The sequence below is a fragment of the Sphingomonas glacialis genome (assembly GCF_014653575.1).
Lineage (GTDB): Bacteria > Pseudomonadota > Alphaproteobacteria > Sphingomonadales > Sphingomonadaceae > Sphingomonas > Sphingomonas glacialis.
Window position 1 is genome coordinate 246,129 of the sequence record NZ_BNAQ01000006.1, and the last position, 26,131, is coordinate 272,259.

A 26,131-nucleotide genomic window follows, 5' to 3' on the forward strand; every position below is an offset into this window, starting at 1 on the left:
TTGCTCCGTATCAATTGGGTTTGGATCCTCCCGATCACGCAACCAGAAATCGAACCACTGAAGACCGCGCTGATAAGTCGCAAGCCGGTGAGCGGGTTGCCACTTGAGATGATATTCGTCCGGATAGACATAGAGATCGACCGGCTTGCGCGCCTCGCGCAGCGCCGTCACCGCGTAGAGCCCCGCCAGATATTCGTGATCGGACGCCTGGATCAGCAGCGGCGTGTCGAGATGCCCCGCGGAGGCCGAGACGAAATAGCCCTTGGCAAAGCCAGGCGCCGGACTGCGGAGCGAAGGATACCCTGCGGAGCGATAGAGGTCGGCCATCGCCGTAGTGGGCCAGACCATCGCGTCGCGATCGAGACAGCAGGACGAGGCAGCCGCAGCCGCGAACACGTGACTGTGCAGCAGCGCGAACTGCACTGTCACCGCCCCGTCGCTCAGCCCAGTCAGGCCGACCCGGCGCGGATCGACGACGCCGCGATCGACCAACAGTTGAACACCGCGCTCGAGCGACGACAGCACGCTCCAGCGGTCGGCGAAATCGCGCATATCGGCGCGGAAGAATGTCTTGATATCCTGCGTGCCGGTCAGCTCGCCATAGTCCTTGGGCCGCTGAAAACTGAGCACGGCATAACCGCGCGCTGCGAAGAGCTGAATCGGATAGTCGTGGCCCGTACCGCCGCGCAGGAAACCGCGGGTCGAATATTGCACAACGATCAGCGGCAGACGGGTGCCGCGACGATAGTCGGGTGGCAGGACCAGATCCCCAAGTGTCTCGAAGCCAAGCCTGTTGCGCCAGTGAAGACGCTCGACTGCCCCTAGCCGCAACCGAGCGAATTCCGGGTTGGGGTCGAAAAGCATCGTCCGCTGGCCCGTCATCGCGTCGATCCGCTCGATATGCCGCGGCGTTGTCGATCCCTCGATCGCGCAGGCAAGCGCGTTACCAGCAATTTCACATCCGACCAGGGCATCATCGGTGAGCATCAGCTGCCGCGGCGGCTGTCCCGGCTCCCAACGATACACTCCAGTCTGTGCCAACGCCCAGCCTTCACGACGCGCATAGAGCAACGCGCCGCCGCTCTGCGTCCACCACACATTGGTCAGCCTCCCGGTGCACAGGATGGACGCACACCGCACCGTTTGCCCGGCGGAATTCCTGACCCAGAGATGCTTGGCGACGGGCAGCGAGGATCGCGGTGCTGTCCACGCCATCTGGCCATCGCTGCTTTGCGCTGTCAGTTCGGCACCCGGAGGATCTTCACCCTGCCGATCCGGAGTGATCAGCTGCCGTTCCGCAGCGGTCGCGCCGCGCACGCGACCGGTCGCTAGATCGGCAACGTCGATCGCGAGCGGCCCCTGATCGAGCGCGAGCGGAAGCGGACTAGCGCTCGGATAGAAACGTTCGTCATAATGGAACCCCGAAAGCGCTTCTTTGGCCAGACTTGCTCGCGCTTGGGCGATGCCGGGGTGCGTCGCATATACGAAAGCGCGGCCATCGGCGGACCAAGCGAAATCCGTCACATCCGAGATGGCGTGCGTCACCGGCTCAGCACGCGAGCCGTCGGCCTTCGCGCGCCAGAGCTGGGTCACACCATCGTCGCGCCGAAGATACGCGATCCACACTCCGTCCGGCGACCACTCCGGCCTGATCGCAGCCGGATACCCGCTCGACAGGGACGCAGTCCGCCGCCCTGCCATCGGCAGCCGATCAAGCATGAACGAGCCGCCTTGGTCGACCATCGTCAGACCCCCTGCCGCATTCACACGGACCACGAACATGCCGAGGCAATAGGCATTGGCGGCGGGGACCGCGCGGCGCAGCTGGAAGGCGATCAAATTGCCATCGGGCGACACCGCGATCGGGCTTTCCGCCTCTTCGGGCGCCGCCTGCCCGATATCACGCAGCGCAACGAGATCGCTTGCAATAATGTCGCGTTTCGTATGTTCCAAGAATGCCGGTGGCACCAGGTCGCGGCAATCCGGCGCCACCGCGCTAGCGGAAGCGCTCCAGATCAACGCGACAAGTGCCGCCACCGAGCCGAGCAAGCGGCGTGTCACAGCGTCTTCGAGAGCGTCAGGCTGAGGAAACGACCGACGACCGAATAGTTCGTGGAATCGTAGGTCGGCTCGTAGGCGCCGGTGTTCCGGATGATCGCCGGCTTTGCGTTGAACACATTCAGGGCCGACACCGTAACATCAAGACCCGATTTTGCTCGGCCGCCGAGATGATAGCGCACCGTCAGATCCAGCGTGGTCATGTCGTTCACCAAAGGTGCTGGAGTGTACCGCGTATCGCGCACCGGCCCGACATAGTTGGTGAAGCCGGAGAGCGTCATCCGCGATGTCTCCCAGCTAAGCCCGGTGCGGGCGCGCCAATGCGGCGGTCGAAAGATCGTGCCAGCGAGATGGGTCGACGGCTGGCCCGCCAGCAGCGTCTGGCTGGATTCCAGATAGCTTGCGAGCCCGGTCGCGATCAGCTTTTGGCCGTCGCGCAAGTCGAAGCGATAGGATCCTGCAATATCCACGCCCTTCAGCGTCTGCGCCTCGGCGTTGCGCACCCGGTCATCGACGATCGCGACGACCTGCGCTGGATCGTACGTCCCGCTCGTATAATTGCGCAGCCCACCAGGCGTCGCGGCGATGATCGCCTGCAATTGGGCAGGCGTCGGCGCGTAGCTGATGAGGCTCGCGTACGTCGAATTACCCAGGATACCTGCAAGCGAGACGAACGGCTCAATGATGCGGTCGCGATAGGCTATGTGAAAGTATGTGATCTGCAGGTCGGCGCCCGGCAGAGCCCGCGGATGCAGGTCGAGCGTACCGGACCAGGTCGTCGCATGTTCCGGCGCAAGGATCGGTCGGCCACCGGTCAGCAACAGTGTCGTCGCGCTTGCTGGATACGGGCCGTTGGCAAAGATCTGCGCGCCGAGCAGCAGCGCTGTCTGCGCTTGGAATTGCTGGTACAAGGTTGGCGACTTGAAGCTGCGGCCCCACGATGCCTTTATGTCGAGATCGTCCGACGGCGCGTAGACGAACCCGAGCTTGGGCGTCGCCAGGCGCGCGATCGACGCGTAATCCTCATACCGGATCGCGCCGTTGAGCGTCAGGCGGTGGATGCCGGGAACGTCGAGGTCCGGCGACACGACCGGGATCGAAAGTTCGGCAAAGCCGTAGCGACTGTCACGCGTCGCGTGGCTGTCGGTCGACAGGGTTTCTACCCCGTTGGCGAGCGAACCGAGCCGGGTCGTCAGGCCGTTGCTGCGATACCCGCCGCCGATCGCCAGGCGCACGTCGCCAGCCGGTAAGCGCAGCAGCGGCCCTTCGGCGCCGAGTTCAACGCTGCCGAGCGTGTTGGCATAGCCGAAGGTCGCCGCGAGGTAGCGTTGTCCACCCGAGAACGCGTCGGATTCACCGCGAACACGGTCTTCACTATAGGTCCCCGTCAGGTACAGGTTCCAGCGATGCGCGACGTCCACCTCGATCCGCGGCGAGATCGAGAACGCGCTGTCGTGCGGGCGACTGAGCGATCCATTGACGTCATAAGCGGCAACAGTCGTGCTCGGAAACTGCGTGCGCGACGTCCGGTGGCTGTAATTGGCATCGATACTCGCCCGCACACCGGCGCCAAAATCCTGATGCGCGGTCAACACGGCATTTTGCTGGCTGATCGAGGGCATCAGCGTCGTCGTGCGGTCAAGGCTGCGCGTGTACGAGCGCTCATCGGCATAGACACTGCTGACGTGGCCGACCTCCCCGGCCAGCATGAAGCCGCCCCCTGACCAGCGCGCGCCCGCGACAAGGTCGTAACGCTGCTGCACATTGCCGCCATCGGTCGATCCGCCGAACTGAGCACTGCCGGTCAGTCCGTCATAGTCCTGCTTCAGGATAATATTGGCGACCCCGCCGACCGCGTCCGACCCGTACACCGCAGACGCGCCATCGGCGACGACCTCGATTCGATCGAGCGCGCCGAGCGGGATTTGCGAGACGTCCACCGACTGATTGGCACCGTTATACGCGACCCGGTGACCGTTGATCAGTGTCAATGTCGCATCCGACCCCAGCCCGCGCAGATTGATCGTCGAAGCCGAACTGACATTCTCATTGTCGCCGCCTTGCACACCGCCGCCGGCCACTCCCGGATTCTGACCGCCGCCGAACGATTGCGGGAGCGCCCGGACGACCTCGCCGAGCGAACTCTGGCCCGCATCGCGCGCGCTTCGCTCGGTCACGACGGTGACGGGCGAGGTGCGCTGTCCGCCGCGAATCCGCGAGCCAGTAACGATGATATCCTTCGTGGATGGCGGGTCCGACGATATTGGCGCGCCGCCCGCGTCCGATCGCCCCCGTATCAGGATCGCACCGGCCTCCTCGACAGCTTGGAGGTCGGTACCGGAAAGCAGCCGCTGCATCGCCGTCGCTGTATCGAAGGTCCCGTCGAGCGCTGGCGACATCCTGCCGGCGACCGCGTCGGCGGGAAACATCACGTCGCGCCCGACGATGCGACCGGCTTCCCGAAGCGCCGGCCCCAAAGCCTGAGCGCGGATATGATATTCATGGACAGGGTCCGCTGCGATCGCTGGCGCGGCGGTCAGCAGCAGTGCGGTCGCAATGGCCAGGGTGGTGGTGCAGCGTCTGTTGAAACAGGACATGATTTTCTCCCCCCGTTCCCGGTCAGCACGACCGGGTTCGAAAGGGGACGACGCATCGGATCCTCAGTTTATGGGGGCATCTGCAACTTTATTCAGTAGGCGATCCGCGTTCGAGCACGATCCGAGCGTCACCTTCAGCATCCGCGTGAAGGCCAAAGACCGTCGCCACGCGGTCGGCGAGTAGCTGGGGGGCATCGATCCGGAATGCGCCCGACACCTTGAGCCTGCCGAGATCAGGATCGGCGAGGACGATCTGGGTGCGCGTGTAGCGATTGGCGCGCGCGACGAGATCGGCCAGCGCCATCCCGTCGCAGTCCAGGACGCCCTCGGGCCAGCGATCATCGGGTGTGACGACAGCCTGCGCGGGTGGCAGGATCGACGTGCTAAACGCGACCTGCTGGCCAGGGGTGAGCCGGCGTGTCGTCGCAGAGGCTGACGATCGAACGATGCCGCTCACCGGTAACGCGACATCGACACTGCCGCGAAGCAGGCGGACCGTGACGGCGCCGCCCGGGGCGAGGCCCACGTCGAAGACGGTGCCGTGTGCGGTGACCGTTCCACGGCCAGCGGCAACGACGAAAGGCCTACCTTCATGAGCCACATCGAACCGGGCGCGCCCGCGCACCAGCTCCAGTCGACGGATATCGCGTCGATAGGTAAAGGACACTGCGCTGTCGGTATCGAGCGTTATCCGCGACCCATCGGCAAGCCGCACCGCGCGTATTTGGCCGACTTTCGTGATGATAAGCCCACGCCCGGACATGACCGGCTGTGATGCCATCGAGACAGCACTGTCCGGCCGATGCATGAGCACTGCCCAGCCACCCACGCCCATGAGCAGCACGAGCGCGGCGACCAAAGCTGCCTGCAGCAGCCGACTTGGCAAAGGTTGTACCGTTGGTAGCGGGTCCGGCTCGATCTCAACCAGTCTTCCCAGACTGAACACCTCCGCGATCCAGTTATAGGCTTCGCGGTGCGCCGCGCGCTCCGTCAGCCATGCCTCGAAGGCGGGTCGCTCGGTTTCGGCGTCAGGGCCACGCATTCGCGCGAACCACAACGCGGCTTCATCGGACAGCGCATCGTCGGGCATGCAATCGGTCCTCATTCCGCCTCGGCCAACGCTCGAGCCACCTGGGAGAGCGCCCTGACGATATGATATTGAACACCCGGCACGCTGATGCCGAGTTCGACCGCGATTTGCGCGTATGTCAGGCCGCGCTGGCGGTGCAGGAGGAACGCGGTGCGGGTCCGCGGGGGCAACCGCGCCAGCGTATCCTCGTAGATTCGCCGCACGTCAGCGGCTTCCAGGCCGAGCAGTTGAGTGGGGGCCATGACAAGATCGGGATGCTCGTCCGCCGCGACATGCATCGCGCGGTTTGCAACTCGCCGCGACCGATCGATCAGCAGGTTGCGCGCGATCCGCTGGAGAAACGCCGCCGGTCGCTCCCGCGGGACATCCGTGGTCGACGCCGCGAAACGGACAAAGCTCTCCTGGACCAGATCCGCGACGTCGTCGTTTCCCCTTACTCTGCCCCGAAAGTAGCGCGCCAGCCGCGGCGCTTCGGTGCGATACAGGCGATCGAGATCCTCCCCGCCGCAGGGAGCGCCCTCCCAAGGTCTCGGGGCCGCGCTCACCAGCCCGGCCTTTGACAGATACGCCTTGCGCGAACCCCGGGCGCGCGCCCTCGCTCCACATGCGCCATCGACGCGCCTCGCAGGCGGCGAACCCGCTTGCCGCATCGGGCAAACGGGGGAATGCGCGGTGTGTCTCGGTCCAAAGGAGCGGCGCGAGCGCCACTGCTGACCGTGGGACCGCCCGGCCGATTGGTTCGGGCGTGTTAATGCCAGGCAGGAATATCCTACAGCGCGGCTGCCAGCCATTCCCGCGCTGCATAACAATCATGACGGATCGAACGGCGCTCGGCAAGACCGGCTTTTCAGTGCCTTGCGAGGCGCGCCAGCTCGTCGATATGGACTGTGCAGATCGCATGGACCGCAACGCCGAGCGCCTCGACCCGCGCGCTGAGCCACGTCAGTTCCTCATCCGAGATGCTGTAGTGCTTCGAATACCGCGCCTTCACATAGGCGTCCTTCAGTTTCTCGAACATCGCGCGATCCTTCCGCATCTCGCGCGGCCAGACTTCGAAGAGCCGGCGATCGAGCCGTTCCGCCTGCGTGCGCAGGAAAGCGAGATTGTGGTTGTAGGGCGTGTAAAAGGTCAGCGTGAGCAAGAGGCAGTTGTAGAGCCGCTCGGTCGCCTGATGAAGGTCGAACGCCGCTTTTTTGGCGTCACCATCGTCAACCGCATGACGAAAGCCACGAAAAAAACTCATAGAACTTGAAAAGCAGTCCTCGAAATACTCCCGCGCCGCCGCCAGCGCTTCGGTCGGCGTCTTGGGGCGCGGCTGGTGCAGTTCGCGGTCGTCGCTTTCGTACAGCGCAATGCCGTCGCGCGCGATCTCGAGGAAGAAGGTCCGGCCGTGCGCGAGGCCGTCATTCACCTGTTGCAGCGAGTGCACGATGAAATTGACCGGCGTGCCAAGCGTCTTTTCGATAACGTGCTCACGGATCAACCGCTCCTCCGCCGCCGACCAATAGGTCGCTCGGTCGGTCAAGTCCTTCTGGTTGACGATGATCAACAGGTCGAAATCGGACTTATAGCGGTTTGCCGCCATTGGCGCGTCGACCCAGTCGTCGCGCGCATACGACCCGAACAATATGATCTTCAAGATACGCCCGCTCTTGCGCTTGCCGGTCGCTTCCGCCGTCGCCGCGCGAAAATCCTCGAACACGCTCGCCACGACGCGGTCGAGTTCCTCGCGCTTGTTCGCCGGGAGATGATCGAGGTCGGTTCGCATGGAATGTGGACTTTAGTCGGCACGAATGGAGATTGCCACTGGCGCGGCGCGGCGGCGGCACGAAGTCACTGGGCAAGCCGCACTTTTCGGCATCAATCCGTTCGTCGATCGAGCTGGTGCACTTTGTACACAATCGCCGAGGCCGTTCGCATGCGTCGACGCCTATATCGAGCGAGGCGCCGGCGCAGCGCTGATCGGTCCTCCGCCAGCACCGCGCGACGTAAGTCAGCAACCTCCTCCTCGACCCCGTCAAGGATGCCGAGTTCCGCCCGCCGCACGGGATGAAGGCGCAGGTTCATGCTTCCCATTGCCTCCCGACACTCAACGTTTCGCGCTGCATTAACGATCGCTTCGAAGAGTTCGCCGGTTGCCTCGACCGGCTCGATGTTTTCCCCCACCGGTCCTATCCGGCCAGCGCCCTGCAAACCAGCGAGCAGCAACTGCTGAACCCAGTCATAGCGATCGATCAGGTCGGCTTCGGTTAGCGACGGCATGCAAAAGCCGTCGCCATCGCCGTCCATCAATAATCGTTCGCCGCGTAGTCGATGCAAGGCGTCGCGCACAGGCGATGGACTTGCGTCCAGCAGGTCGCATAGCGCGGCCAATTCTATCCGCTGACCCGGACGCCACTGGCCCGCTGCGATGCGATCGCGGATCGAGGCGTAGACACGATCGAACACTGGCGCGGGATTCATCACCTCGTCACCGGCCTGCGGGCGGCCGGATCGCCCGCAGCTTTCGTAATGAAAAAGCAAAAGCGCTGAAGCCTTTCGCCAACACTGCAGCTCGGTGGCATAGCCCTGTCCTCCCACTATCCGAACGCAGGATGTAGGCGACGCGGCGAGACGGGCTATCCCGTGGACACGGGATGGCCAGCGTTTAATTCAGAAGGGTTGATGACGCCAGACGCGAGTGCGCAAACCACCAGCAAAAAGCTCTTATGGACACCGCACCGCTCGCGGGCATGTTTCAGATGATCGTTCACGGTCACCGGAGTGATGCGCAGCAGGCGCGCGATCTGCTTTTCCTGATATCCCTGTCCGAGCAGAAGGACGATTTCGCGCTCCCTTGGTGTGAGCTGGCAATGAAATTGGCGTCGTCCGCACGCTCCGATGAGCCGCCGCGCTGCGTCGAACGCGAAGATGCCAAGCCCCTGTGCCAACGGGATGAAAGATTTCGGAAACGTGATGCCCGGCGCCACCGCGAAGGAGCACGAGCCACTCGGTTCGCCTGCCATATGCACCGGAACCGTGTAGCCATCTCCGATACCGGCATCCTCTGCCCGGTCAAACAGCTCCTGGTCGGCGCGCGTTCTTGGTAACAGCGAACATTGCGCCGACCACATAAAGCCCGTGTTGCGGGATTGGCTCATGCGATGAACCGGGTCGCGCGTGCCCAGCCCATTGCCATCATGGAACGCTGCGAAACGCGCCGGGTAATTATGAAGGTGTAGCGCTCCAGGCTGAGAGCGACTGAAATCGACATGATGCGTGACCGAGAGAAAGGGTATTCCGGCACCCTTACAGATCGACGTCAGCGCTGCGAGCAGGCTATCGAGCGTATCGATACGGTCAATTTCACCGTAGAAATCGCCTATCCGTTCGAGCAATTCCATGCGAGCCCGATATCCGGCCGCAGGCCGCGCGTAGCAACCTCATCGACCGCCTTCCCTACCCGCGGTGGCTCGCCCATCGGGCTGAATCACCGACTTGTTGATGGGATGGTCCGCCAACGGCGGGATCCAGTTGCCAGCATAGCGATAAAGGACACGCCACTTCAATGATTTCGTATGTTTAACCACTGATTTGGATCGACTTTCTGTGACCGGAAGATTCCGCCGTCGTCTATCCCGCGTCTACGGTGGCTACAAAGCCGTCGAATATGTGAATGATAGGCAGTGCGAATTTTCGGGGAGACTCGGAATGCTTCCAGGCAAACACGGATATTTCTACCGGATTGTAACTGCCGCCAGGCGCGCTTGCGGCACTGATCGAGCCGGAAGACTCCAATGATAAATGTGGACCTTCTTCGGTACGCGGTTGCCGCTGCCGATACTGGCAGCTTCAGCCGAGCCGCCACTCGGTTCGGTGTAAAACAATCGACACTGAGCAAGCGGATCCAGTTTCTAGAGAACGGACTCGGCCTACCGCTCTTCCGGCGATCGACGCGAGGAGTCGCACCGACCGAGTCCGGCGCACACGTTTTATCGCGCGCGCGCCGAATTCTCGAGGACATCGACACCCTCGCCGGCGAGGCCCGCGCGTTATCCAGCGGAGAAACGGGGACGCTTAAAATCGGTTTCCATGGGTCGCTCGTCGGCGGAGATTTATCGGCTGCGATACATGCTTTTCGCGCGGCATGCCCTGATATTGAAATCCAGGCATCGCAACGCGGCCGGCACACATTGGTCGCGGCGCTGCAGGACGGAGCGCTCGACGCGGCAGTACTCGCAGGACAAACGCTGCTGCCGTCCCTGCGATCTTTATGCTTCTGGAGCGAGCCGGTTACGATCTCTCTACCGGCGGATCACGCGCTGGCTGCGCGTGAACCACTTTACTGGACCGACCTCAGAGAAGCGATTTTCCTCGTGACTGCCTCCGATCCCGGGCCCGACCTACGCGCCATGGTGATGGCCCGGCTCTCGGTGCCGGGCCATCACCCCACGGTGCTCGTGCAAGATGTCGGGCGCGAAAATCTTCCATCGCTGATTGGCGGTACACGCATCGCCATCACTGCCGGTGTGATCCTCCTTGCCGACCAAACGGATGGCTCGGTCTGCCGCGAAATACACGACGCGTCCGGCCACACCTGCCTTGAGCAGGGTGTTTACTGGAAGGTTGGCAACGGCAATCCTGCGCTCCGGCGCTTTCTCGAACTGCTGGCACACCGTTATGCGCGCATTGTCCCCGCGATTTAATCAAAGACCATCATGTGACGCATGGGCTGCAGGGCGTGCGGCAACGCCAAACAAGAATTGACGGATTCTGGATGACACTTCGAAAGGCCGCCATGCCCGGGGGGAGACATGGCAGCCTTTCCCGCTTCCCGGCTGGCCTGGGGCGTAGCTTTCCGGGAACGGATGCCGTCAGCGCGTCGGCGCCTATTGATCACCCTCCGATCGACGCCGCGCTTTGGCAAAGCCGCGATCGGTCGCCATGAACCGTGTGAGCATCGGCGCGATCAGCTTTTCTGGTCGGGCTTGAGGCTGTCCGGTCTCCGCAGCGTGCGCCACCGCATAAGCAAGCAGATCGCGATGCACCGCTGCCGGTAGTTCGATCGTGATCTTGACCGGGCGATCCTCGACCAGCGGCCCAAGTTTCAACGTCGCCATTATCGCGCTCCCCTCGGTGTCGGTGCGAGAATTAGATCGCGCGTCACGATGACGCGAACCGGATAGCCGGGCCGCACGGTCAGAGTCGGCTGGACATTGAGCTGCCTGCGGACGAGTTGCTGCCCGCTTTGATTGATGGTGTCGGAGGTTCCGCGCCGCAAAGCCCTGACCAGATCGTCGTCGTTGCTGCTTCCCGCCTCGGCACCGACCGCGAGCAAGGTCGAGAGCACCGCAGCCTTGGCCATGCCGCCCCAATGATTGTTGATCCCGTCCTGCAAACCAGCGAACCCGGCGGGATCTGCCCCCGGCTGCCGGTCCAGCGTTAGGGATTGCCCGCTCGGCAGGATCAATCGATCCCAGGCGAGCAGGACGCGGTTCTGCCCAAATGATACCTGCGAATCATACTCTCCGATCAGTTTCGCCCCCTGCGGAATCAGCAGGAAGCGACCGGTCGGACTATCGTATACATTCTCGGTAACCTGCGCCGTGATCTGTCCAGGCAAATCGGACCGGATCCCCGTAATTAGAGCAGCGGCGATGATACTGCCGGCCTGTACGACATAGGGAGATGTCGGCGCGCCCAGCCGATCCGTCGTCTCAGTGCGCCGATCCACATCCGCCTTCAGAAAAGCCCGCTTGCTCGTCTGTCCATTCTGCAGAGAATCTTCTGATTGCGCGGGCGCGGCAGCAGCGGCCTCGCCGCCTCCCATTTTCGCATTGGCGACGGTCGCAGGACCAGCAGCCGAAGCCGAAGCGTCGCTACCACCCGCGCTCGCGGCGGCCGAGCCTTGGAAGAGCTTGCTCGTTCGGGCCGCATCGCGCTCCTGAGCTGCGCGCTGCCGCGCCGCCTGCGCCGCATTGGCGGCGGGACCGGGCCCGCGCTGTGATGATGATCCCATCGCCGGGGGTTGTACGTCGACGCCACGCTGCTGTGCCGACACGATTGGCCGACCGAGATCTCCGGGCAATGGCGGTCCGAGCTTCGGCGTCTGACCATAGTCTTTCGGCGCTGTCGCAACGGTGTCGGCGGTCGTCCGACCTTCCGTGTTCAGAAGCTCGGCGGGCGCTGTTTTGTGGCCGGACTGCAGGCCATAAAGCAGCGCCGCGCCCAGAGTGATGCCGCCGCCCAGCCCAAGAGCGCCGAGCGCTTTACGCGACAGCCGCATGACCCGTGGCGGATCGGGGCGCAATCGCAGATCGGGCGCGGGCGGTGCCACGTGGGGTTCGCGCGCCTCGGTGTCGGTCATTGCCGATCCTTTCCGACCTTCGTGCCGTCGGCACGCACGATACGGACGCGGGCTTCGGATTTTTTGTCGCCTAGCCGGAGCTCGGCCGCCGCGAACAGGCGATCTACGACGAGATAGCGACCCTGCGCCCGGTAGTTGACGAGTTCGCCCTGCCCGCTCGCTCCTACCACGAACAGGGGCGGCAACTCGCCTTGGGCTATGCCGCTGGGGAATTCGATGAACACCTGGCGACCATCGTCGAACGCCCGCAACGGGCGCCAGGGCGGGCTATCGCCCTCGATAGCGTATCGGAAGTTGAGCGTGGCCAGATCCACGCCGCTGGCGATCGGCGCCGCCGCTGTGGCGAGAGCCGATTGTCCGCGAAGCGCGATCAGCCGATCCTGCGGATAGGTCCAGGAGATGGAGGCCATATAGGTCGCCGGTGTCGCGCGCAGCTCGAGATGATACGTGCGGCGATCGGTATTGATCACGAGGTTGGTCACGAGATCAGAGCGGGTCGGTTTCACCAGAATGTGGACACGCTGCGCGGCACCCGTGCCGCTGAGCGTGTCACCGATGATCCACCGGACCGTGTCGCCCGCGGCAACGGGTCCGGCGCCGACGAGCTGCTCGCCTTCCTCGAGGGCGATGTCGGTGACTTGCCCCGGCGACGTGTAGAGCTGGTAGAGAGCGCCGTCGCTCCACGGGTATTGCTGGATCGCATTGAGGAAGCCGTCGCGGACAGGCTGAATGCGCGCGGCCGCGTTGGCCGCACCGACTCGGATCTTCGGATCGGAGACATCGGATTGGCCACCGGGAGCAAACAGAGGTTTGAGCTGGCCCGGCAGCGGGAGTGGTGTCGGAATGGCCACGACCTCGACCTTCGCCGGTGGCTCCACCGCCTTCACCGCGGGCACCGCATCATCGTAGCGGATCGCAGGCGGCTTGATCGAAGGGGTCGCGCACCCCGCGAGTGCCGCAGTGCCGGCCAAAAGCGAGATCATCTTTGACGCACCAAAGGAGATGCCATTCATTGTGCCAGTTCCTTCGACCAGTTGATGGCGGTGATGAACACCCCGAGCGGGTTTTTGCGCAGCGCATCCGCGGTCGTCGGGGCTTGGACGACGACCGTCAGGATCGCGGACCAGCGCTCGGTGGCGGACAGGCTGCCGTCGAGATAATGGCGCTCGGTCCAGGACACGCGAAAGCTGCTTGCCGACGCGCGGATCACGCTCGAGACGTCGACCGCGACCTGCTCCTTGCCGATATTGGTGAAAGGGTCATTGGTCCGCGCATAGTCGTTGAGCGCGAGCGCACCCTTGTCGGTGGTGAAATCATAGGCGCGCAGCCAGTTTTGCCGCACCACCACCGGATCGGCGGCGATCCCCCTCACCTCCTCGATGAAGCGGGCAAGGTGGAAGGCGATCTGCGGATCGGTCGGCTGATAACCAGCATCGGCGGGACCAACCGCTTGCGCTTCGCCGAGCTTGTCGATCTGGATGACCCACGGCGTTACTGTGCCGCGCGCACCCTGCCACACGATACCGGCCACCAGCCCTCCGGCCAGAGTGAGCGTGCCGAAAAAGGCCAGACGCCAGTTGCGCGCCTGCACACGCGCCGATCCGATCCGATCGTCCCAGACTTGGGCTGCGCGCTGATAGGGCGTCTCGGGCTCTGGTGTCGTCCCGTAGCGAACACTTGATCGTCGAAACATGTGGCTCAATCCTCCTGACTGACATCGACACCGGCACCCGCGCCGCCGCCGTCTCCGGCGCGCAGCGTGTGAGCGCCGACGGTTGCGCCATGGCTCACGGTCTGACGGCGCTTCATCGCAGTGGCCCATGCGGGCGGCGTGGCATCGGTGCCGCCACCGGCGCCGGCAGCACCTGCAGCCGCAGGTTGCGAAGCGGTTTGAGCGGCCGCCGCCGCACGCCGCAGTGGAGACGTCGCGCTAGCGACCGCCGCACGGCCGACACCGCCCAGCCCGCCCGCAACACCGGCTGCGCCCGCTTTGCCGGCGGCGCCCGCCTGATAAGCGCTCGACGCGCCAGCGGCGGCGCGCGCGGCCCCGCCGGCCAAAGCGCCGGCTGCGCCGGTTGCGGCGCCCGCCGCGAGGCCGGCCGCCGCAACGCCGCCAGCGACGACGCCTCCGGCCGCAAGCGCGGTGCCGGCCGCCGCACCGGCCCCAAGCTGCGGTCCGCCCGAGACGATACCGCTGGCGATGCCCGGACCGAAAATGCCCAGACCGAGCAAGGCAAGTGAGGCCAGCACGATGGTCATCGCATCCTCGATCGTCGGCTGGGCAGTCAGCGGCGTGGTGAACTGGCTGAACAGCGTCGAGCCGATGCCGACGATCACCGCGAGGACCAACACCTTCACGCCGGACGATATGACGTTGCCGAGCACGCGCTCCGCCATGAACGCCGTCTTGCCGAACAGGCCGAACGGGATCAGCACGAAGCCGCACAATGTGGTAAGCTTGAACTCGATCAGCGTGATGAAGAGCTGGATCGACAGCACGAAAAACGCGAGAATGACCACGATCCAGGCGAACAGCAGCACCGCGATCTGAATGAAATTCTCGAAGAAGCCGACATAGCCCATCAGACCCGAGATCGAGTTGAGGATCGGCCGACCGGCATCAAGTCCGACCTGCGCGACACGACCCGGTTGGAGCAACTCGGCAGCGGTGAAACTGGTACCCGACGCCTTGAGCCCGATCCCGGCGAAGCTGTTGAAGACGATCTTGGCCAGCGCGTTCCAATTGCCGATGATATAGGCGAATATCCCGACGAACAGCGTCTTCTTGACTAGTCGTGCGAGGATGTCGTCCCCCTCTCCCCACGACCAGAAAAGCGCCGCCAGTGTCACGTCGATGACGATCAGCGTGGTCGCGATGAAAGCGACCTCGCCATGCAACAGCCCGAAGCCGGAATCGATGTAGCTGGTGAAGACCTCGAGGAAGCGGTCGATGACGCCAGTGCCTTCCACGTCAGTGCCCTCCACTCGTCAGCGCGTTGGCAAAAGCGCCGGCTGGCGGCATGACCTGGGCCGACGAGACCGTCGACACGGCCGACTTCCCGCGAGGATGGCCAGCCCCGGCCGCACCGGATTGCAGGAAAAAGCGCCGGCGATTGGCCGCCCATGCGCCGAGACAGGCGGCATCGGTTGCGCCCGCCTGACCGATCGCCTGACACCGAAGCAACTCTGCCCGGAGCGGATCGTCTGCGGGTGGGGGTGTGATCTGGGTCACATCGTCCGAGCGCCGGCCGGGCGATGCGGTGTACGCGTCGACCATGGAGACGGTGACGACGGTGGCGGCAAAGCCGATGGCGCCGATGCGGACGACGGTTCTGGTCTCCACGACCCGCTCCTCAGTTGTGAAACATGCTGACAGTCGCCGGCTGATAGCCGGTGCCGGCGGTCAGAAAGCGGCGCAGTTGTTCGCGCGCCTGGTCCTGGGCCGCGGCACGCTGGGCGGCGTCCAGCGCCTGCGCCCTTCCCTGCGCCGCCAGCAAGCCGGTCAGGTCGGAGAGTTGCTGCGACTGCAGCGCCAGCAGCTGATTGCCGGCCTGCGCCGCCTGCAGCGCGCCCGACGCCGACTGGCTCGAGGAGACCAGAGATGTCATGGTGGAGCGTGCGCCGTCGATGTTGCCGACGACGCCGGCCTGCACCTTCAGCGCATCCTCGAACGCCGCGACCGAATTGGCCCAGCGGCTCTGCGCCCCGCTGATCAGCGCCTGATCGCTCGTCGATACGCTCACCCCGCGATATTGCGTGCTGAACGCCTGGTCGATCGACTGGACGTCGTAGGCGATCCGCTCGGCGCTGGTGAGCAGCGACTGGGTTCGCTGGATCTGCGCCTGAAGCTGGGCGACGCTGGAAAATGGCAGGGACGCCAGGTTTTTCGCCTGATTGATCAGCGATGTCGCCTGGTTCTGAAGCGCCTGGATCTGATTGTTGACCTGCTGCAGCGAACGGGCCGCGGTCAGCACGTTCTGCGCATAGTTGCTCGGATCATAGACGATGCCGCCGAACTGAGCGCCCGCCGGCACCGACGCGCCGATCAACGCACATGCCGCGATGCCGGTCACGAGACCGCGGCGAATGGAAAGGCGGGTCATAGAAACGTCTCCTTTGGGGGGGGCGGAATAAGATCGGCGGCCCAGGCGACACCGCTTTCGCGCAGCCAGGCGCGCGCGAAATCGTGTCGCCCGGCTTTGTCGAGCACATCGGCGATGCGGATCTGGTCCTGCTTCGCCGAGGCGGCGACGAAGGCGAGCGCGACCTCGCCAAGCCCGAGCTCGAACAGGCGATTGCCGCGACGCGACTGGCAGTAATAATCGCGCTTGGGCGTGGCGCGGGCGAGGATATCGATCTGCCGATCGTTCAGGCCGAAGCGCCGATAGATCGCGGTGATCTGCGGCTCGACGGCGCGCTCGTTCGGAAGAAAAATCCGCGTCGGGCAGCTTTCGACAATTGCCGGCGCGATCGCGCTTGATTCGATGTCGGCGAGGCTCTGAGTCGCAAAGACCACGCTCGCATTCTTTTTGCGGAGCGTCTTCAGCCACTCGCGCAGCTGCTGCGCGAAGGCGGGGCTGTCGAGCACCAGCCAGCCTTCATCGATGATGATCAGCGTCGGCGAACCGTCGAGCCGTCCCTCGATGTGGTGGAACAGGTAGGAGAGAACCGCGGCGGCAGCGCCGGTGGCGGTCAGGCCCTCGGTCTCGAACGCCTGGACGCGTGCCGCGCCGATCCGTTCATATTCGGCATCGAGCAACTGGCCGTACGGCCCGCCAAGGCAATAGGGTCGCAGCGCCTGCTTGAGCGGTTGCGCCTGAAGCAGCACGGCGAGCCCCGTTATCGTGCGCTCCGACAGTGGCGCGGATGCAAGCGACCCGAGTGCCGACCAGAGACATTCCTTGGCTTGAGGATCGACCGTGACACCTTCGGCGGCGAGAAGGGACGCCAGCCATTCCACCGCCCACGCGCGCTCGGAGGGATCGTCGATCCGGGCAAGCGGCTGCAGAAACACGCTCGGCGCCGCCGCGTGCAAACCTTCGCCCAGATCCTGCCAGTCGCCGCCCATGGCGAGCGCCGCAGCGCGGATCGAACCGCCGAAGTCGAACGCGAACACCTGCGCACCCGCATAGCGCCGGAATTGCATCGCCATCAGTGCCAGCAACACCGACTTGCCGGCACCGGTCGGCCCGACGATCAGCGTGTGCCCGACATCGCCGACGTGGAGCGAGAAGCGGAAGGGGGTGGATCCCTCGGTGCGCCCGTAAAGTAAGGGCGCCGCCGCTAGATGCCCGTCGCGTTCGGACCCGGCCCACACCGCAGACAGCGGAATCATATGCGCGAGGTTGAGCGTCGAGACCGGCGGCTGACGAACATTGGCATAGACCTGGCCGGGGAGACTTCCGAGCCACGCCTCGACCGCGTTCATGCCCTCGGCGATGACCGTGAAATCACGCCCCTGGATGAGCTTCTCGACTTGGCGACGCTTTTCGCCGGCAACGCTCGCATCGCGGTCCCATACGGTGATCGTCGCGGTGACATAGGCGTGCCCGACCACGTCCGACCCGAGTTCCTGCAGCGCGAGATCGGCATCCGCCGCCTTGTTGGCGGCGTCGCTGTCGACCAGCGTCGATGCCTCGTTGGTCATCACCTCCTTCAGGATGGCGGCAACCGATTTGCGCTTGGCAAACCATTGTCGCCGAATGCGGGTGAGCGCTTTGGTGGCGTCGGTCTTGTCGAGCATGATCGCACGCGTCGACCAGCGATAGGGAAAGGCGAGCCGATTGAGATCGTCGAGCAGCCCCGGAAACGTCACGGTAGGAAAGCCGGTGACCGTCAGCGTCCGCAGATGGTGATCGCCGAGCCGTGGCTCGAGGCCACCGGCGAGCGGCTCGTCGGCGAGCACCGCATCGAGATGCATCGGCGTCTCGGGGGTGCGGACGCGCTGACGCTTCGTCGACACACAGGAATGCAGATAGCTGAGCGTCTCGTCGTCGCTCAGCCAGGCGATCTCGGGCACGAAGCCTTCGACCAGATGCAGCAGACGATCGCTGCGATCGACGAAGCCGACCAGTGCGTCTCGGGCGTGGCTGCCGCTCTCGGCGCGTCCCTCATACAACCAGCCCTCGGCGCGCGCCGCGTCCTCGACCGGCGGCATCCACAGCAGGGTGAGGAAATAGGCGCTCTCGAAATGTACGCCTTCCTCGGCGAATTGCGCGGCGCGTTCCCGCTCGACCAGCGCCGATGCCGCGTCGGGAAAGACGTCGTCGGGATAGTGCTGCGCAGTGAAGCGTTGTGCCTCGACAAACAGCGCCCAGCCCGACCCCAGGCGGCGAAGCGCATTGTTGAGCCGCCCGGTGGTGGCGACCAGCTCGGCGGGAGTCGCTGAATCCAGATCCGGGCCGCGGAACCGCGCGGTGCGCTGGAACGACCCGTCCTTGTTCAAGACAACGCCTTCGTCAACCAGAGCCGCCCACGGCAGATAGTCGGCAAGACCAGCTGCGTGCCCGCGATATTCGCGCAAGGACATCATGATCGCCTCACACGCGCAGATAGGAGGGATAGAGAAGATGCCGTCGCGCGACATCGACGAACTGCGCATCGCGCTTGGCCGCCCACACCGCCGCCATATGACCGACCGCCCAGATCGCGATGCCCGCCAGCCACAGGCGAAGGCCAAGTCCTACCGCGCCGGCGAGCGTGCCGTTCACGATCGCCACGGCGCGCGGCGCGCCGCCGAGCAGGATCTGCTCGGTCAGCGCGCGGTGCACCGGCGCATAATAGCCGGGGATATCCTGAGCCGGATTGATCGACATCAGACCAGCGCTCCGCCGCCGAAGCTGAAGAAGCTGAGGAAGAAGGAACTCGCGGCAAAGGCGATGCTCAGGCCGAAGACGATCTGGATCAGCCGCCGGAAGCCGCCGGACGTATCCCCGAACGCCAGGCTGAGGCCGGTCATGATGATGACCATCACCGCGATGATCTTGGCGACCGGTCCCTCGATGCTTTCGAGGATCGATTGCAGCGGCGTTTCCCACGGCATGGACGAGCCGGACGCGGTCGCGGGCCGGATGAAGGCGAAGGCGCACAGCGGCAGCAGGACCAGGCGGATGCTGCGTGGCTGCGGGAGGATGGCGATTGGTTTCATTCGGTGTCTCCAAGGCTGGTGTCGGACAGATCGATGAGGCGGTACTCACCCCGGGCATCGAGGCCTTCGACGCGGGCGAGTTCGGCGAGCCGCCGGCCGTGGCCATCGCGCACGAGGACGGCGATGAGCCCGATGGTCTCGGCGATAAGAGCGCGTGGCACGGTGACCACGGCCTCCTGGATAAGTTGCTCGAGCCGACGAAGCGCGCCGAGCGCGCTCCCCGCATGGATGGTGCCGATGCCGCCGGGATGCCCCGTACCCCACGCCTTCAACAGGTCGAGCGCCTCGGCACCGCGGACCTCGCCGATCGGAATCCGGTCAGGGCGCAGGCGTAGCGAGGAGCGCACCAGGTCAGAGAGCGTCGCAACACCGTCTTTGGTCCGCATCGCCACCAGGTTGGGCGCGGCGCATTGCAGCTCTCGGGTATCCTCGATCAGCACGATGCGATCGTCGGTCTTGGCGACCTCTGCGAGCAAAGCGTTGGTCAGTGTGGTCTTGCCCGTACCCGTACCGCCGGCGACCAGGATGTTGAGCCGGGCTGCCACGCCCGAACGCAGCACGTCGGCTTCAACCGGACTCATGATGTGCGCGCGGACATAGTCGCCGAGACTGAACACCGCGACCGCAGGCTTGCGGATCGCGAAGGTCGGCGCAGTGACGACGGGGGGCAACAGTCCTTCGAACCGCTCGCCTGTGCCGGGCAACTCCGCCGAGACGCGCGGCGCCCGGCCATGGACATCGACACCGATGTGATGGGCGACGAGGCGTACGATCCGCTCGCCATCTTCTGGCGCCATAGTTTCACCGGTGTCGGCAAGCCCCGCGCCAAGCCGGTCGATCCATAGCCGCCCGTCGGGGTTGAGCATGACCTCGATGATGGCAGCGTCTTCGAGCCACGCCGCGATCGACGGGCCAAGCGCGGTACGCAGCATGCGCGCGCCCCGTGTCGATGCTTCGGATCGGATCGAATAAACGGCCACATCAGTCCCCAGCGATGCGCCGGAGACCTTCGCCCGGCGTCGGGGACGATTAAGAGAGCCAGAAAAGGCGAGACTTCAACAGATAGGTGCCGCGATCGTACCGTAGCGTAGAAAGACAGGGAATATCGTAGAGTACCAAGCCGAACATGCGGGACTACGCGGTTTGGATATTTTCGCAGCACGCTGGCTGGAAGCGAATACGAATCGTCGAAGGTCCGCTCCTTGCCCAAGCCGACGGGCGTGCCGTCGCGGCCTCTCTGGCGACCACTCGACGAAAGGGAATGATCTTATTGAAGCGGTCCGTTGCTCAGTCGCATATAGTCGGACTCGGTAATCGTGATCGACAGCATCTTGCCGGTCATGTCCTGGACATGGCCGGTCTCATAGGTTTCCACGCCTTCAAGGATGAACCCACCCAGCATGACGAACCCGTCAAGGGTATATTCCTGCCATTCAATATTGAAGGTGCAGATACCGCACGGTCCATGACTCGCGAACGGCTTGTCGAAGTGCGGCAGGTTCGGCGCATTATTGCCCAGAGTCGTGAAAGGATTGAAGGCGTCTTCAATCCTCCCGTCGTCATCGAGAGGAACGCGCCCGCCCTGTTCAAGCGCGCGAAGCGCCGTCGCAAATTCCGGATCGTCAACCGGCCGGAACCAGCCCGAGGATGTCGCGATCGCAAAGTTTCCCGCGACGGCTCGAGCTGCCGCCAGTGCCTGCAGCATCTCGGTGTCAGGCTCGTCTCCGTCCATGCGCGCCCCGCCGCGCGTGAAGAAGGTGATCTTGCCGTCGAAAAGGAGACCCGTCGCTCCGTTCGCGTCGCTGAACGCCACCCGCTCGGTATCGAACGCCATGCCCATGTGCCGCATCATCTCGAAAACGATCGGTGCAAACATATACCGACATCCTCCCTTGAGAGATCGCCGCCGACTCGGAACCCGTTGAATGATATCACGACTTTTCGAAAATTTCGTCCAGAGTCCCGAAGACCCGGCATCGTGACAGGTCTGCCGGTCTGGCCACCGCGGGAGACTGGCGCTAAGCGCCCGCGCTCCTTTTGACTGAGAGCGCAATCATGAACACCGCAGATCTGATCGACAAAGTCGCCGCCGCCAATGCCTTGTCCAAGCCTGACGCCAAGGGCATCGTCGACAGCGTGTTCGCCAGCATCGCCGCCGCTGCAGCGGCCGGCGAGGAGGTTTCGGTGAACGGCTTCGGCAAGTTCAAGGTCAAGGACAGCCCGGCACGCGAGGGTCGCAACCCGTCGACGGGCGAGACGATCCAGATCGCCGCATCCAAGAAGATTGGCTTCACGGCTGCCAAGGCGCTCAAGGACAGCCTGAACGCCTGACGGTATCGGTATCGGTGTCGGTGTAGCGGCCAGCGAACTCCGACACCGCCCCGCCAGGCGGGACCCGGTCGGCGGTCCGGTACGAGGGCCGACCTTATCGCCCCGGAATGTCGCGGGACATTTCCTCCATGATCCCCTTGCCGGTCTCGATCCGGGATCGAATGATCTCGATCAGACCATACCAGCGTTCCCAGGCCTGGGCCTCGGCACTCGCACGATCCCCTTCGGGCACGGGCGGCGTTGCCGTCAGCCACGACAGGACGAAGATCGCGAGCGTCTCGCTCGCGACCTCGAGGCGCCAGGAAAGCCGTTCGGCCTGTCGGGTCATGCGATCGAGCCTCCGTCCCAGCGCCGCTTCGATCCGTTCCGATCCGTCGGGCGAAAGGAAGGACGCGATCGCCGTCTCGACAATTTGCGCCTGCGATACGCGTTTGGCGCGGGCGTAATCGGCGAGCTGGCTCGACAGTGTCGGCGGCAGCCGGAAGGTATGCTTGATGCGGTTGGCGCCGGTCATAATTCCACTCCGTCCTTGGGATCGAGCGACGCCTGACGCGCTACCTTGGTCATGCGCTCGGCGAGCTTGCGGTCGAGGATCGCATTAGTCTCGGGGTCCGCACGCGGATCCCTGAAATCGAATTCGCGACGTTTTTTCGGCGGCACCACCTCTTCGTGTTCGCCAAGATCCGGCTCCCGCCGGATGCCGGCATTGGCGGGCTCCCCGCTGCCTTTCGCGTCGGTCGCAGCGACCTTCGTGGCGGTCGGCACGTCATCCGCTGCGACCTTTGGCGTCGCGGTGCGCACTGCAGCAATGCCTTGATCCTGGGTGAATTCGGGCGGTTGAGCCGACGCCGGGTTCGGTGTGAAACCTGAATTTGAAGCTTTATCGGACGCGGGCGGATCGATCGGCGCCGGCAATCGAAGGAGCGTGATCGGGCCCTCTGGCGCCGGAGTCCAATCATCGCCGGGCGGGCCACCGGGATCATCGCCGCTCGCCATGGGTCCAGGCACGATGCGGTCGGCGAGCTGCCGATCCTGATAATACCGCGCTTTGGTCGCCCGGATCGGCTGAACTCCCGAGACCAGCACGACCGCATCGGTCGAGGGCAGTTGCATGACTTCGCCGGGGGTCAGCAATTGTCGCGCAGTCTCGGTGCGCGACACCATCAGGTGGCCAAGCCACGGTGAAAGCCGATGCCCGGCATAATTCTTCATCGCGCGCATCTCGGTCGAGGTGCCGAGCGCATCCGACAGACGTTTCGCGGTGCGTTCGTCATTGGTCGCAAAGGTCACGCGGACATGGCAATTGTCGAGGATTGAATTGTTCTGCCCGTACGCCTTTTCGATCTGGTTGAGCGACTGGGCGATCAGGAACACCTTCATCCCGTAGCCCGCCATGAAGGCGAGCGCGGATTCGAAGAAATCGAGCCTGCCAAGCGCCGGGAATTCGTCGAGCATCAGCAGCAACCGGTGGCGCCGTGCCTTCGGCGTCAGCTCCTCTGTCAGCCGCCGGCCGATCTGATTTAGGATCAGGCGCACGAGCGGCTTGGTGCGGCTGATGTCGGAAGGCGGCACGACCAGATAGAGCGAGATCGGCCGCTGCCCTTCGACCAGATCGGCGATGCGCCAGTCGCATCGGCGCGTGACGGTGGCGATGACGGGATCACGGTAGAGCCCCAGGAAACTCATCGCGGTCGAGAGTACGCCCGAGCGCTCGTTGTCGCTCTTGTTAAGCAGTTCGCGCGCCGCCGACGCCACCACCGGATGCACGCCCCGCTCGCCCAGGTGACGCGTCCGCATCATCGCGGCGAGCGTGCTTTCGATCGGCCGCTTCGGGTCGGACAGGAAGCTCGCGACGCCGGCGAGCGTCTTGTCGGGCTCGGCATAGAGGACGTGCAGGATCGCACCGACCAGCAGGCCGTGGCTGGTCTTCTCCCAATGATTGCGCTTTTCGAGCGAGCCTTCGGGGTCGACGAGCACGTCGGCGACATTCTGGACATCGCGCACCTCCCATTTGCCGCGGCGCACCTCGAGCAGCGGATTGTACGCCGCAGATGCTGGGTTGGTCGGATCGAACAGCAGCACCCGGCTGAACGCGGAACGGAACCCCGCGGTCAGACTCCAATTCTCGCCTTTGATATCGTGCACGATCGTCGAGCCGGGCCAGGTCAACAATGAGGGGATGACCAACCCGACGCCCTTGCCCGAGCGGGTCGGCGCGAAGCACATCACATGCTCGGGGCCGTCATGGCGCAGATAGTGTGGCCCGAACCGGCCGAGCACCACGCCCTTGTCGTCGAGCAGTCCGGCAGCCTTGATGTCGGGCAGGTTCGCCCAGCGTGCCGAGCCATAGGTCTCGGAGGTCTTGCGCTCCCGTGCCCGCCACACCGACATGGCGATTGCGACGAGAATGGCAGCGAACCCGCCCCCCGCGGCGATATAGCCGCCGGTGAGAAAGATCCGCGGCGCATAGGCGTCGAAGCTGAACCACCACCAGAAGAAGGCAGGCGGTGCGTAGATCCGCCATCCAAACAGGATGAACCACGGATCGCCGAGCTCGCTCTGATAGGCGAGCGCCGCGGCGGTCCACTGTGTCGCGCTCCAGACCCCGATCAGAACGACCAAGGCGACGACGAGAATTTGACCCCACAGAATCCTGGTGGCCGACATTCAAACCTCCTGCCGAAATGAACCTGCGCGCATCACAGACCGAGCCCGCGCTGCCTGCCGATACTCCAGTCGACGCCGCCGCCGACTGCTATCGTGCCGGTAATGTGGCGCCCCAGATGCTGATCGAGCGCCGGGCGCCACGGCACGAGCTGAAAGCTGAGACCATCGTCGATCATTGCGAAGCGCCCCGAACCCAGGGTGACGCGCTCGCGATAGACGCCGCTGACGAATTCGCCGGGCTTGGACGGCACATGCGGCAGACCGGTGCGTTCGGCGATCCGCCGGGTCGCCTCGTCCAGTTCGCCGCCCTTGAGCGTACCCAGCATCTGCTGCGCGAACACCGTGCGCTGCCCCTGCCGCACGGCGAGCCCCTGCCCTACCAGATGCTCGGTCCGGGCGCCTAACGCTTCGCGCACGTCCTCGCCGAACCCTTCGCCAAGCGGCATCGCGTCGCGCGCGACCAATTGGCGGTCGAGCCAGGTCGCACCCGAGGCCGAGATCTGGTCCGCGAGCGAGAGGTCGGACCGGGTGGCGAGCGACAGCCGCTGCCGGCCCTTGCCATCATCCCAGGACCTGAGCTCCACGATCGCGCCGGGTCGCGCGTCACCCGTCATGTCGATATCGGCGAACCGCACATGATGCGTACGGCCATCGACGCCATCGATGACGGCGTAGGCGGTGCCGGTAAGTTCGTCGTGCAGGCCGCGCTCGACCAGCCGACCCAGCACCGGCTCCGGGTCCGTGTCGCGATGCAGCGCAAAGCGGGTCATGTCGGGCGCCGCACCACCCGCCGACATGGCACGATGCATGGTCTTGATGATGTCGCCGCGGATCGAGAGATCGCGCAGCGTCGTTTCCACATTCGGCTGCACCGTCCAGCACGCTGGCCCGCCGCTCTCGAACAGCCCCAACCGCTCGAGCTTCATCGCCCGCCCGACCAGCTGCCGGCGGTAGTCGGGATCCGCATCGGACGGGTCAGGACGCAGGTCGACCAAGCCCCCGGCCCGATCCGCCTGGCGCAGCAACTGGCGGTCGAGGCTGGTAAATCGATCGGCGTCGATCTCGCGGTCGAGCGCGGCGCGTATTTCGCGCTCCGAACGTGGTCCCAGCTCGAGCGTCGCGCGTTCCTCCGCGCGGGTCCGCAGCCCCGCGCGGATATAGTCGCGGTCGATCACCAGATCCTGCCCATCGCCCATGCGACCGCGCACGAGAATATGGACGTGCGGATTGTCGGTATTCCAATGGTCGACCGCGACCCAATCGAGCTCGGTGTCGAGATCATGCGCCATGTCGGCCATCAACTCCCGGGTGAAGGTCCGGAGGTCCTCCAGCTCGGTCGCATCCTCGGGCGAGACGATGAAGCGGAAATGATGGCGGTCGTCCTCGCAGCGCCCCGCAAAGCCCTCGCTGTCCACTGCGTCAGTCGACGGACCGAACATGGCCGCATCGCGACCGTCTCGCGTCACGCCATCGCGCTCGAGATAGATGACGTGCCGTGCAAGCGGCGCCGAGCGGAATCTGGAGCCGGTGTGGCGCACGACCCGCGCCTTGACGACGACCCGGCGGCTGGTCGCGCTCGGCCGACGCAACAGCGCAGCGCTGCGGCCTCGACCGAGATGACCGGTGCCGCCGCCGCGCCCGCTCATCCGCCGATACAACGCGCCCGAGCGCATGGCGGAGGTCTTGACCAGAGCGGCGAGCGACTGGAGCCGCCGCCCACTGCCGGCACCGCGCGCCTTGCTCTTGCCCGGTCGAACCCGGAACAGATCCTCGACCTTGCTCATGACGGCCGCAAGTCGCGAAAACGCAGCCAAGACGGCGCTGTTCGCGTTGAATTTACACGATACTTTTGCCCAAACGCCGGCTGCGCAACCTGCGTGACGGCGCAAAATACA

At 64.7% G+C, this 26,131-nt stretch carries 23 protein-coding genes and 1 pseudogene; 2 read left to right on the plus strand and 22 right to left on the minus strand.

What is annotated here, in order from left to right; genetic code table 11:
- Nucleotides 1-48: 48 nt before the first annotated feature.
- The 7 genes and pseudogenes from IE187_RS17960 to IE187_RS17990 form a co-directional block, all read right to left on the minus strand.
- Nucleotides 49-2,061, minus strand: a pseudogene (locus IE187_RS17960) (Atxe2 family lasso peptide isopeptidase); the annotation flags it as partial.
- Complete coding sequence (locus tag IE187_RS17965) at nt 2,058-4,655, minus strand: TonB-dependent receptor (RefSeq protein ID WP_189677393.1); 2,598 nt, start codon at nt 4,653-4,655, stop codon at nt 2,058-2,060. The pseudogene IE187_RS17960 and the gene IE187_RS17965, both read right to left, overlap by 4 nt.
- A gap of 88 nt (nt 4,656-4,743) precedes the next feature.
- Nucleotides 4,744-5,745: a FecR family protein gene (locus IE187_RS17970; protein WP_189677394.1), complete on the minus strand. Its 1,002-nt coding sequence runs from the start codon at nt 5,743-5,745 to the stop codon at nt 4,744-4,746.
- An 11-nt stretch (nt 5,746-5,756) separates the two neighbouring features.
- Nucleotides 5,757-6,290: a sigma-70 family RNA polymerase sigma factor gene (locus tag IE187_RS17975; RefSeq protein ID WP_229839490.1), complete on the minus strand. Its 534-nt coding sequence runs from the start codon at nt 6,288-6,290 to the stop codon at nt 5,757-5,759.
- Between the two features lie 302 nt (nt 6,291-6,592).
- Complete coding sequence (locus IE187_RS17980; RefSeq protein WP_189677395.1) at nt 6,593-7,513, minus strand: nucleotidyltransferase and HEPN domain-containing protein; 921 nt, start codon at nt 7,511-7,513, stop codon at nt 6,593-6,595.
- Nucleotides 7,514-7,605: 92 nt separating this feature from the next.
- Nucleotides 7,606-8,268 (minus strand): GntR family transcriptional regulator, encoded by a 663-nt coding sequence (locus IE187_RS17985; protein ID WP_189677396.1) that lies wholly within the window; start codon nt 8,266-8,268, stop codon nt 7,606-7,608.
- A gap of 95 nt (nt 8,269-8,363) precedes the next feature.
- Entirely contained in the window at nt 8,364-9,128 is a 765-nt protein-coding gene (locus IE187_RS17990; protein ID WP_189677397.1) for a helix-turn-helix transcriptional regulator, read from the minus strand.
- A gap of 393 nt (nt 9,129-9,521) precedes the next feature.
- Between IE187_RS17990 and IE187_RS17995 the strand changes: the two genes are divergently transcribed.
- Nucleotides 9,522-10,430, plus strand: coding sequence for a LysR family transcriptional regulator (locus tag IE187_RS17995; protein WP_189677398.1), 909 nt, complete (start codon nt 9,522-9,524; stop codon nt 10,428-10,430).
- A 183-nt stretch (nt 10,431-10,613) separates the two neighbouring features.
- Here IE187_RS17995 and IE187_RS18000 read toward each other — a convergent pair whose 3' ends face one another.
- The 12 genes from IE187_RS18000 to IE187_RS18055 all read right to left on the minus strand — a co-directional run bounded on the left by IE187_RS18000 (nt 10,614) and on the right by IE187_RS18055 (nt 21,114).
- A complete protein-coding gene (locus IE187_RS18000) occupies nt 10,614-10,844 on the minus strand; it encodes a DUF2274 domain-containing protein (RefSeq protein WP_140852379.1) in 231 nt (76 codons plus the stop codon).
- Complete coding sequence (locus IE187_RS18005) at nt 10,844-12,091, minus strand: TraB/TrbI/VirB10 family type IV secretion system protein (RefSeq protein ID WP_189677399.1); 1,248 nt, start codon at nt 12,089-12,091, stop codon at nt 10,844-10,846. The genes IE187_RS18000 and IE187_RS18005 overlap by 1 nt, the downstream gene beginning before the upstream one ends.
- A complete protein-coding gene (trbG, locus tag IE187_RS18010; RefSeq protein WP_189677400.1) occupies nt 12,088-13,104 on the minus strand; it encodes a P-type conjugative transfer protein TrbG in 1,017 nt (338 codons plus the stop codon). The genes IE187_RS18005 and trbG overlap by 4 nt, the downstream gene beginning before the upstream one ends.
- Nucleotides 13,101-13,784 (minus strand): conjugal transfer protein TrbF, encoded by a 684-nt coding sequence (trbF, locus tag IE187_RS18015; protein WP_189677401.1) that lies wholly within the window; start codon nt 13,782-13,784, stop codon nt 13,101-13,103. Before trbF ends, trbG begins: the two co-directional genes overlap by 4 nt.
- 5 nt (nt 13,785-13,789) lie before the next feature.
- Nucleotides 13,790-15,061 carry a P-type conjugative transfer protein TrbL gene (gene trbL / locus IE187_RS18020; protein ID WP_189677402.1) on the minus strand — a complete coding sequence of 424 codons (1,272 nt, stop codon included), beginning with the start codon at nt 15,059-15,061 and terminating at the stop codon, nt 13,790-13,792.
- Between the two features lies 1 nt (nt 15,062).
- Nucleotides 15,063-15,434: a putative entry exclusion protein TrbK-alt gene (gene trbK-alt, locus IE187_RS18025; protein ID WP_189677403.1), complete on the minus strand. Its 372-nt coding sequence runs from the start codon at nt 15,432-15,434 to the stop codon at nt 15,063-15,065.
- Between the two features lie 10 nt (nt 15,435-15,444).
- The gene (trbJ, locus tag IE187_RS18030) at nt 15,445-16,194 is read right to left on the minus strand and encodes a P-type conjugative transfer protein TrbJ (protein WP_189677404.1); all 750 of its coding nucleotides are present in this window, start codon (nt 16,192-16,194) and stop codon (nt 15,445-15,447) included.
- A complete protein-coding gene (trbE, locus tag IE187_RS18035) occupies nt 16,191-18,623 on the minus strand; it encodes a conjugal transfer protein TrbE (protein WP_189677405.1) in 2,433 nt (810 codons plus the stop codon). The genes trbJ and trbE overlap by 4 nt, the downstream gene beginning before the upstream one ends.
- Nucleotides 18,624-18,630: 7 nt before the next feature.
- Nucleotides 18,631-18,906, minus strand: coding sequence for a VirB3 family type IV secretion system protein (locus IE187_RS18040; protein ID WP_229839491.1), 276 nt, complete (start codon nt 18,904-18,906; stop codon nt 18,631-18,633).
- Nucleotides 18,906-19,238: a TrbC/VirB2 family type IV secretion system protein gene (locus tag IE187_RS18045; RefSeq protein ID WP_268249528.1), complete on the minus strand. Its 333-nt coding sequence runs from the start codon at nt 19,236-19,238 to the stop codon at nt 18,906-18,908. The genes IE187_RS18040 and IE187_RS18045 overlap by 1 nt, the downstream gene beginning before the upstream one ends.
- On the minus strand, nt 19,235-20,218 hold the full coding sequence (trbB, locus tag IE187_RS18050; protein WP_189677406.1) for a P-type conjugative transfer ATPase TrbB: 984 nt from the start codon (nt 20,216-20,218) through the stop codon (nt 19,235-19,237). The genes IE187_RS18045 and trbB overlap by 4 nt, the downstream gene beginning before the upstream one ends.
- 287 nt (nt 20,219-20,505) lie before the next feature.
- Complete coding sequence (locus IE187_RS18055) at nt 20,506-21,114, minus strand: hypothetical protein (protein ID WP_189677407.1); 609 nt, start codon at nt 21,112-21,114, stop codon at nt 20,506-20,508.
- 179 nt (nt 21,115-21,293) lie between these two features.
- Between IE187_RS18055 and IE187_RS18060 the strand changes: the two genes are divergently transcribed.
- Nucleotides 21,294-21,569 carry an HU family DNA-binding protein gene (locus tag IE187_RS18060; protein WP_189677408.1) on the plus strand — a complete coding sequence of 92 codons (276 nt, stop codon included), beginning with the start codon at nt 21,294-21,296 and terminating at the stop codon, nt 21,567-21,569.
- A 94-nt stretch (nt 21,570-21,663) separates the two neighbouring features.
- Here the strand turns inward: IE187_RS18060 and IE187_RS18065 are convergent, their stop codons facing one another.
- The 3 genes from IE187_RS18065 to IE187_RS18075 are packed head-to-tail and all read right to left on the minus strand — an operon-like array spanning nt 21,664 to nt 26,020.
- The gene (locus tag IE187_RS18065; protein WP_189677409.1) at nt 21,664-22,083 is read right to left on the minus strand and encodes a CopG family transcriptional regulator; all 420 of its coding nucleotides are present in this window, start codon (nt 22,081-22,083) and stop codon (nt 21,664-21,666) included.
- Complete coding sequence (locus IE187_RS18070) at nt 22,080-24,236, minus strand: conjugal transfer protein TraG (RefSeq protein WP_189677410.1); 2,157 nt, start codon at nt 24,234-24,236, stop codon at nt 22,080-22,082. Before IE187_RS18070 ends, IE187_RS18065 begins: the two co-directional genes overlap by 4 nt.
- Nucleotides 24,237-24,268: 32 nt before the next feature.
- Nucleotides 24,269-26,020 carry a relaxase/mobilization nuclease domain-containing protein gene (locus IE187_RS18075; protein ID WP_189677411.1) on the minus strand — a complete coding sequence of 584 codons (1,752 nt, stop codon included), beginning with the start codon at nt 26,018-26,020 and terminating at the stop codon, nt 24,269-24,271.
- Nucleotides 26,021-26,131 lie beyond the last annotated feature (111 nt).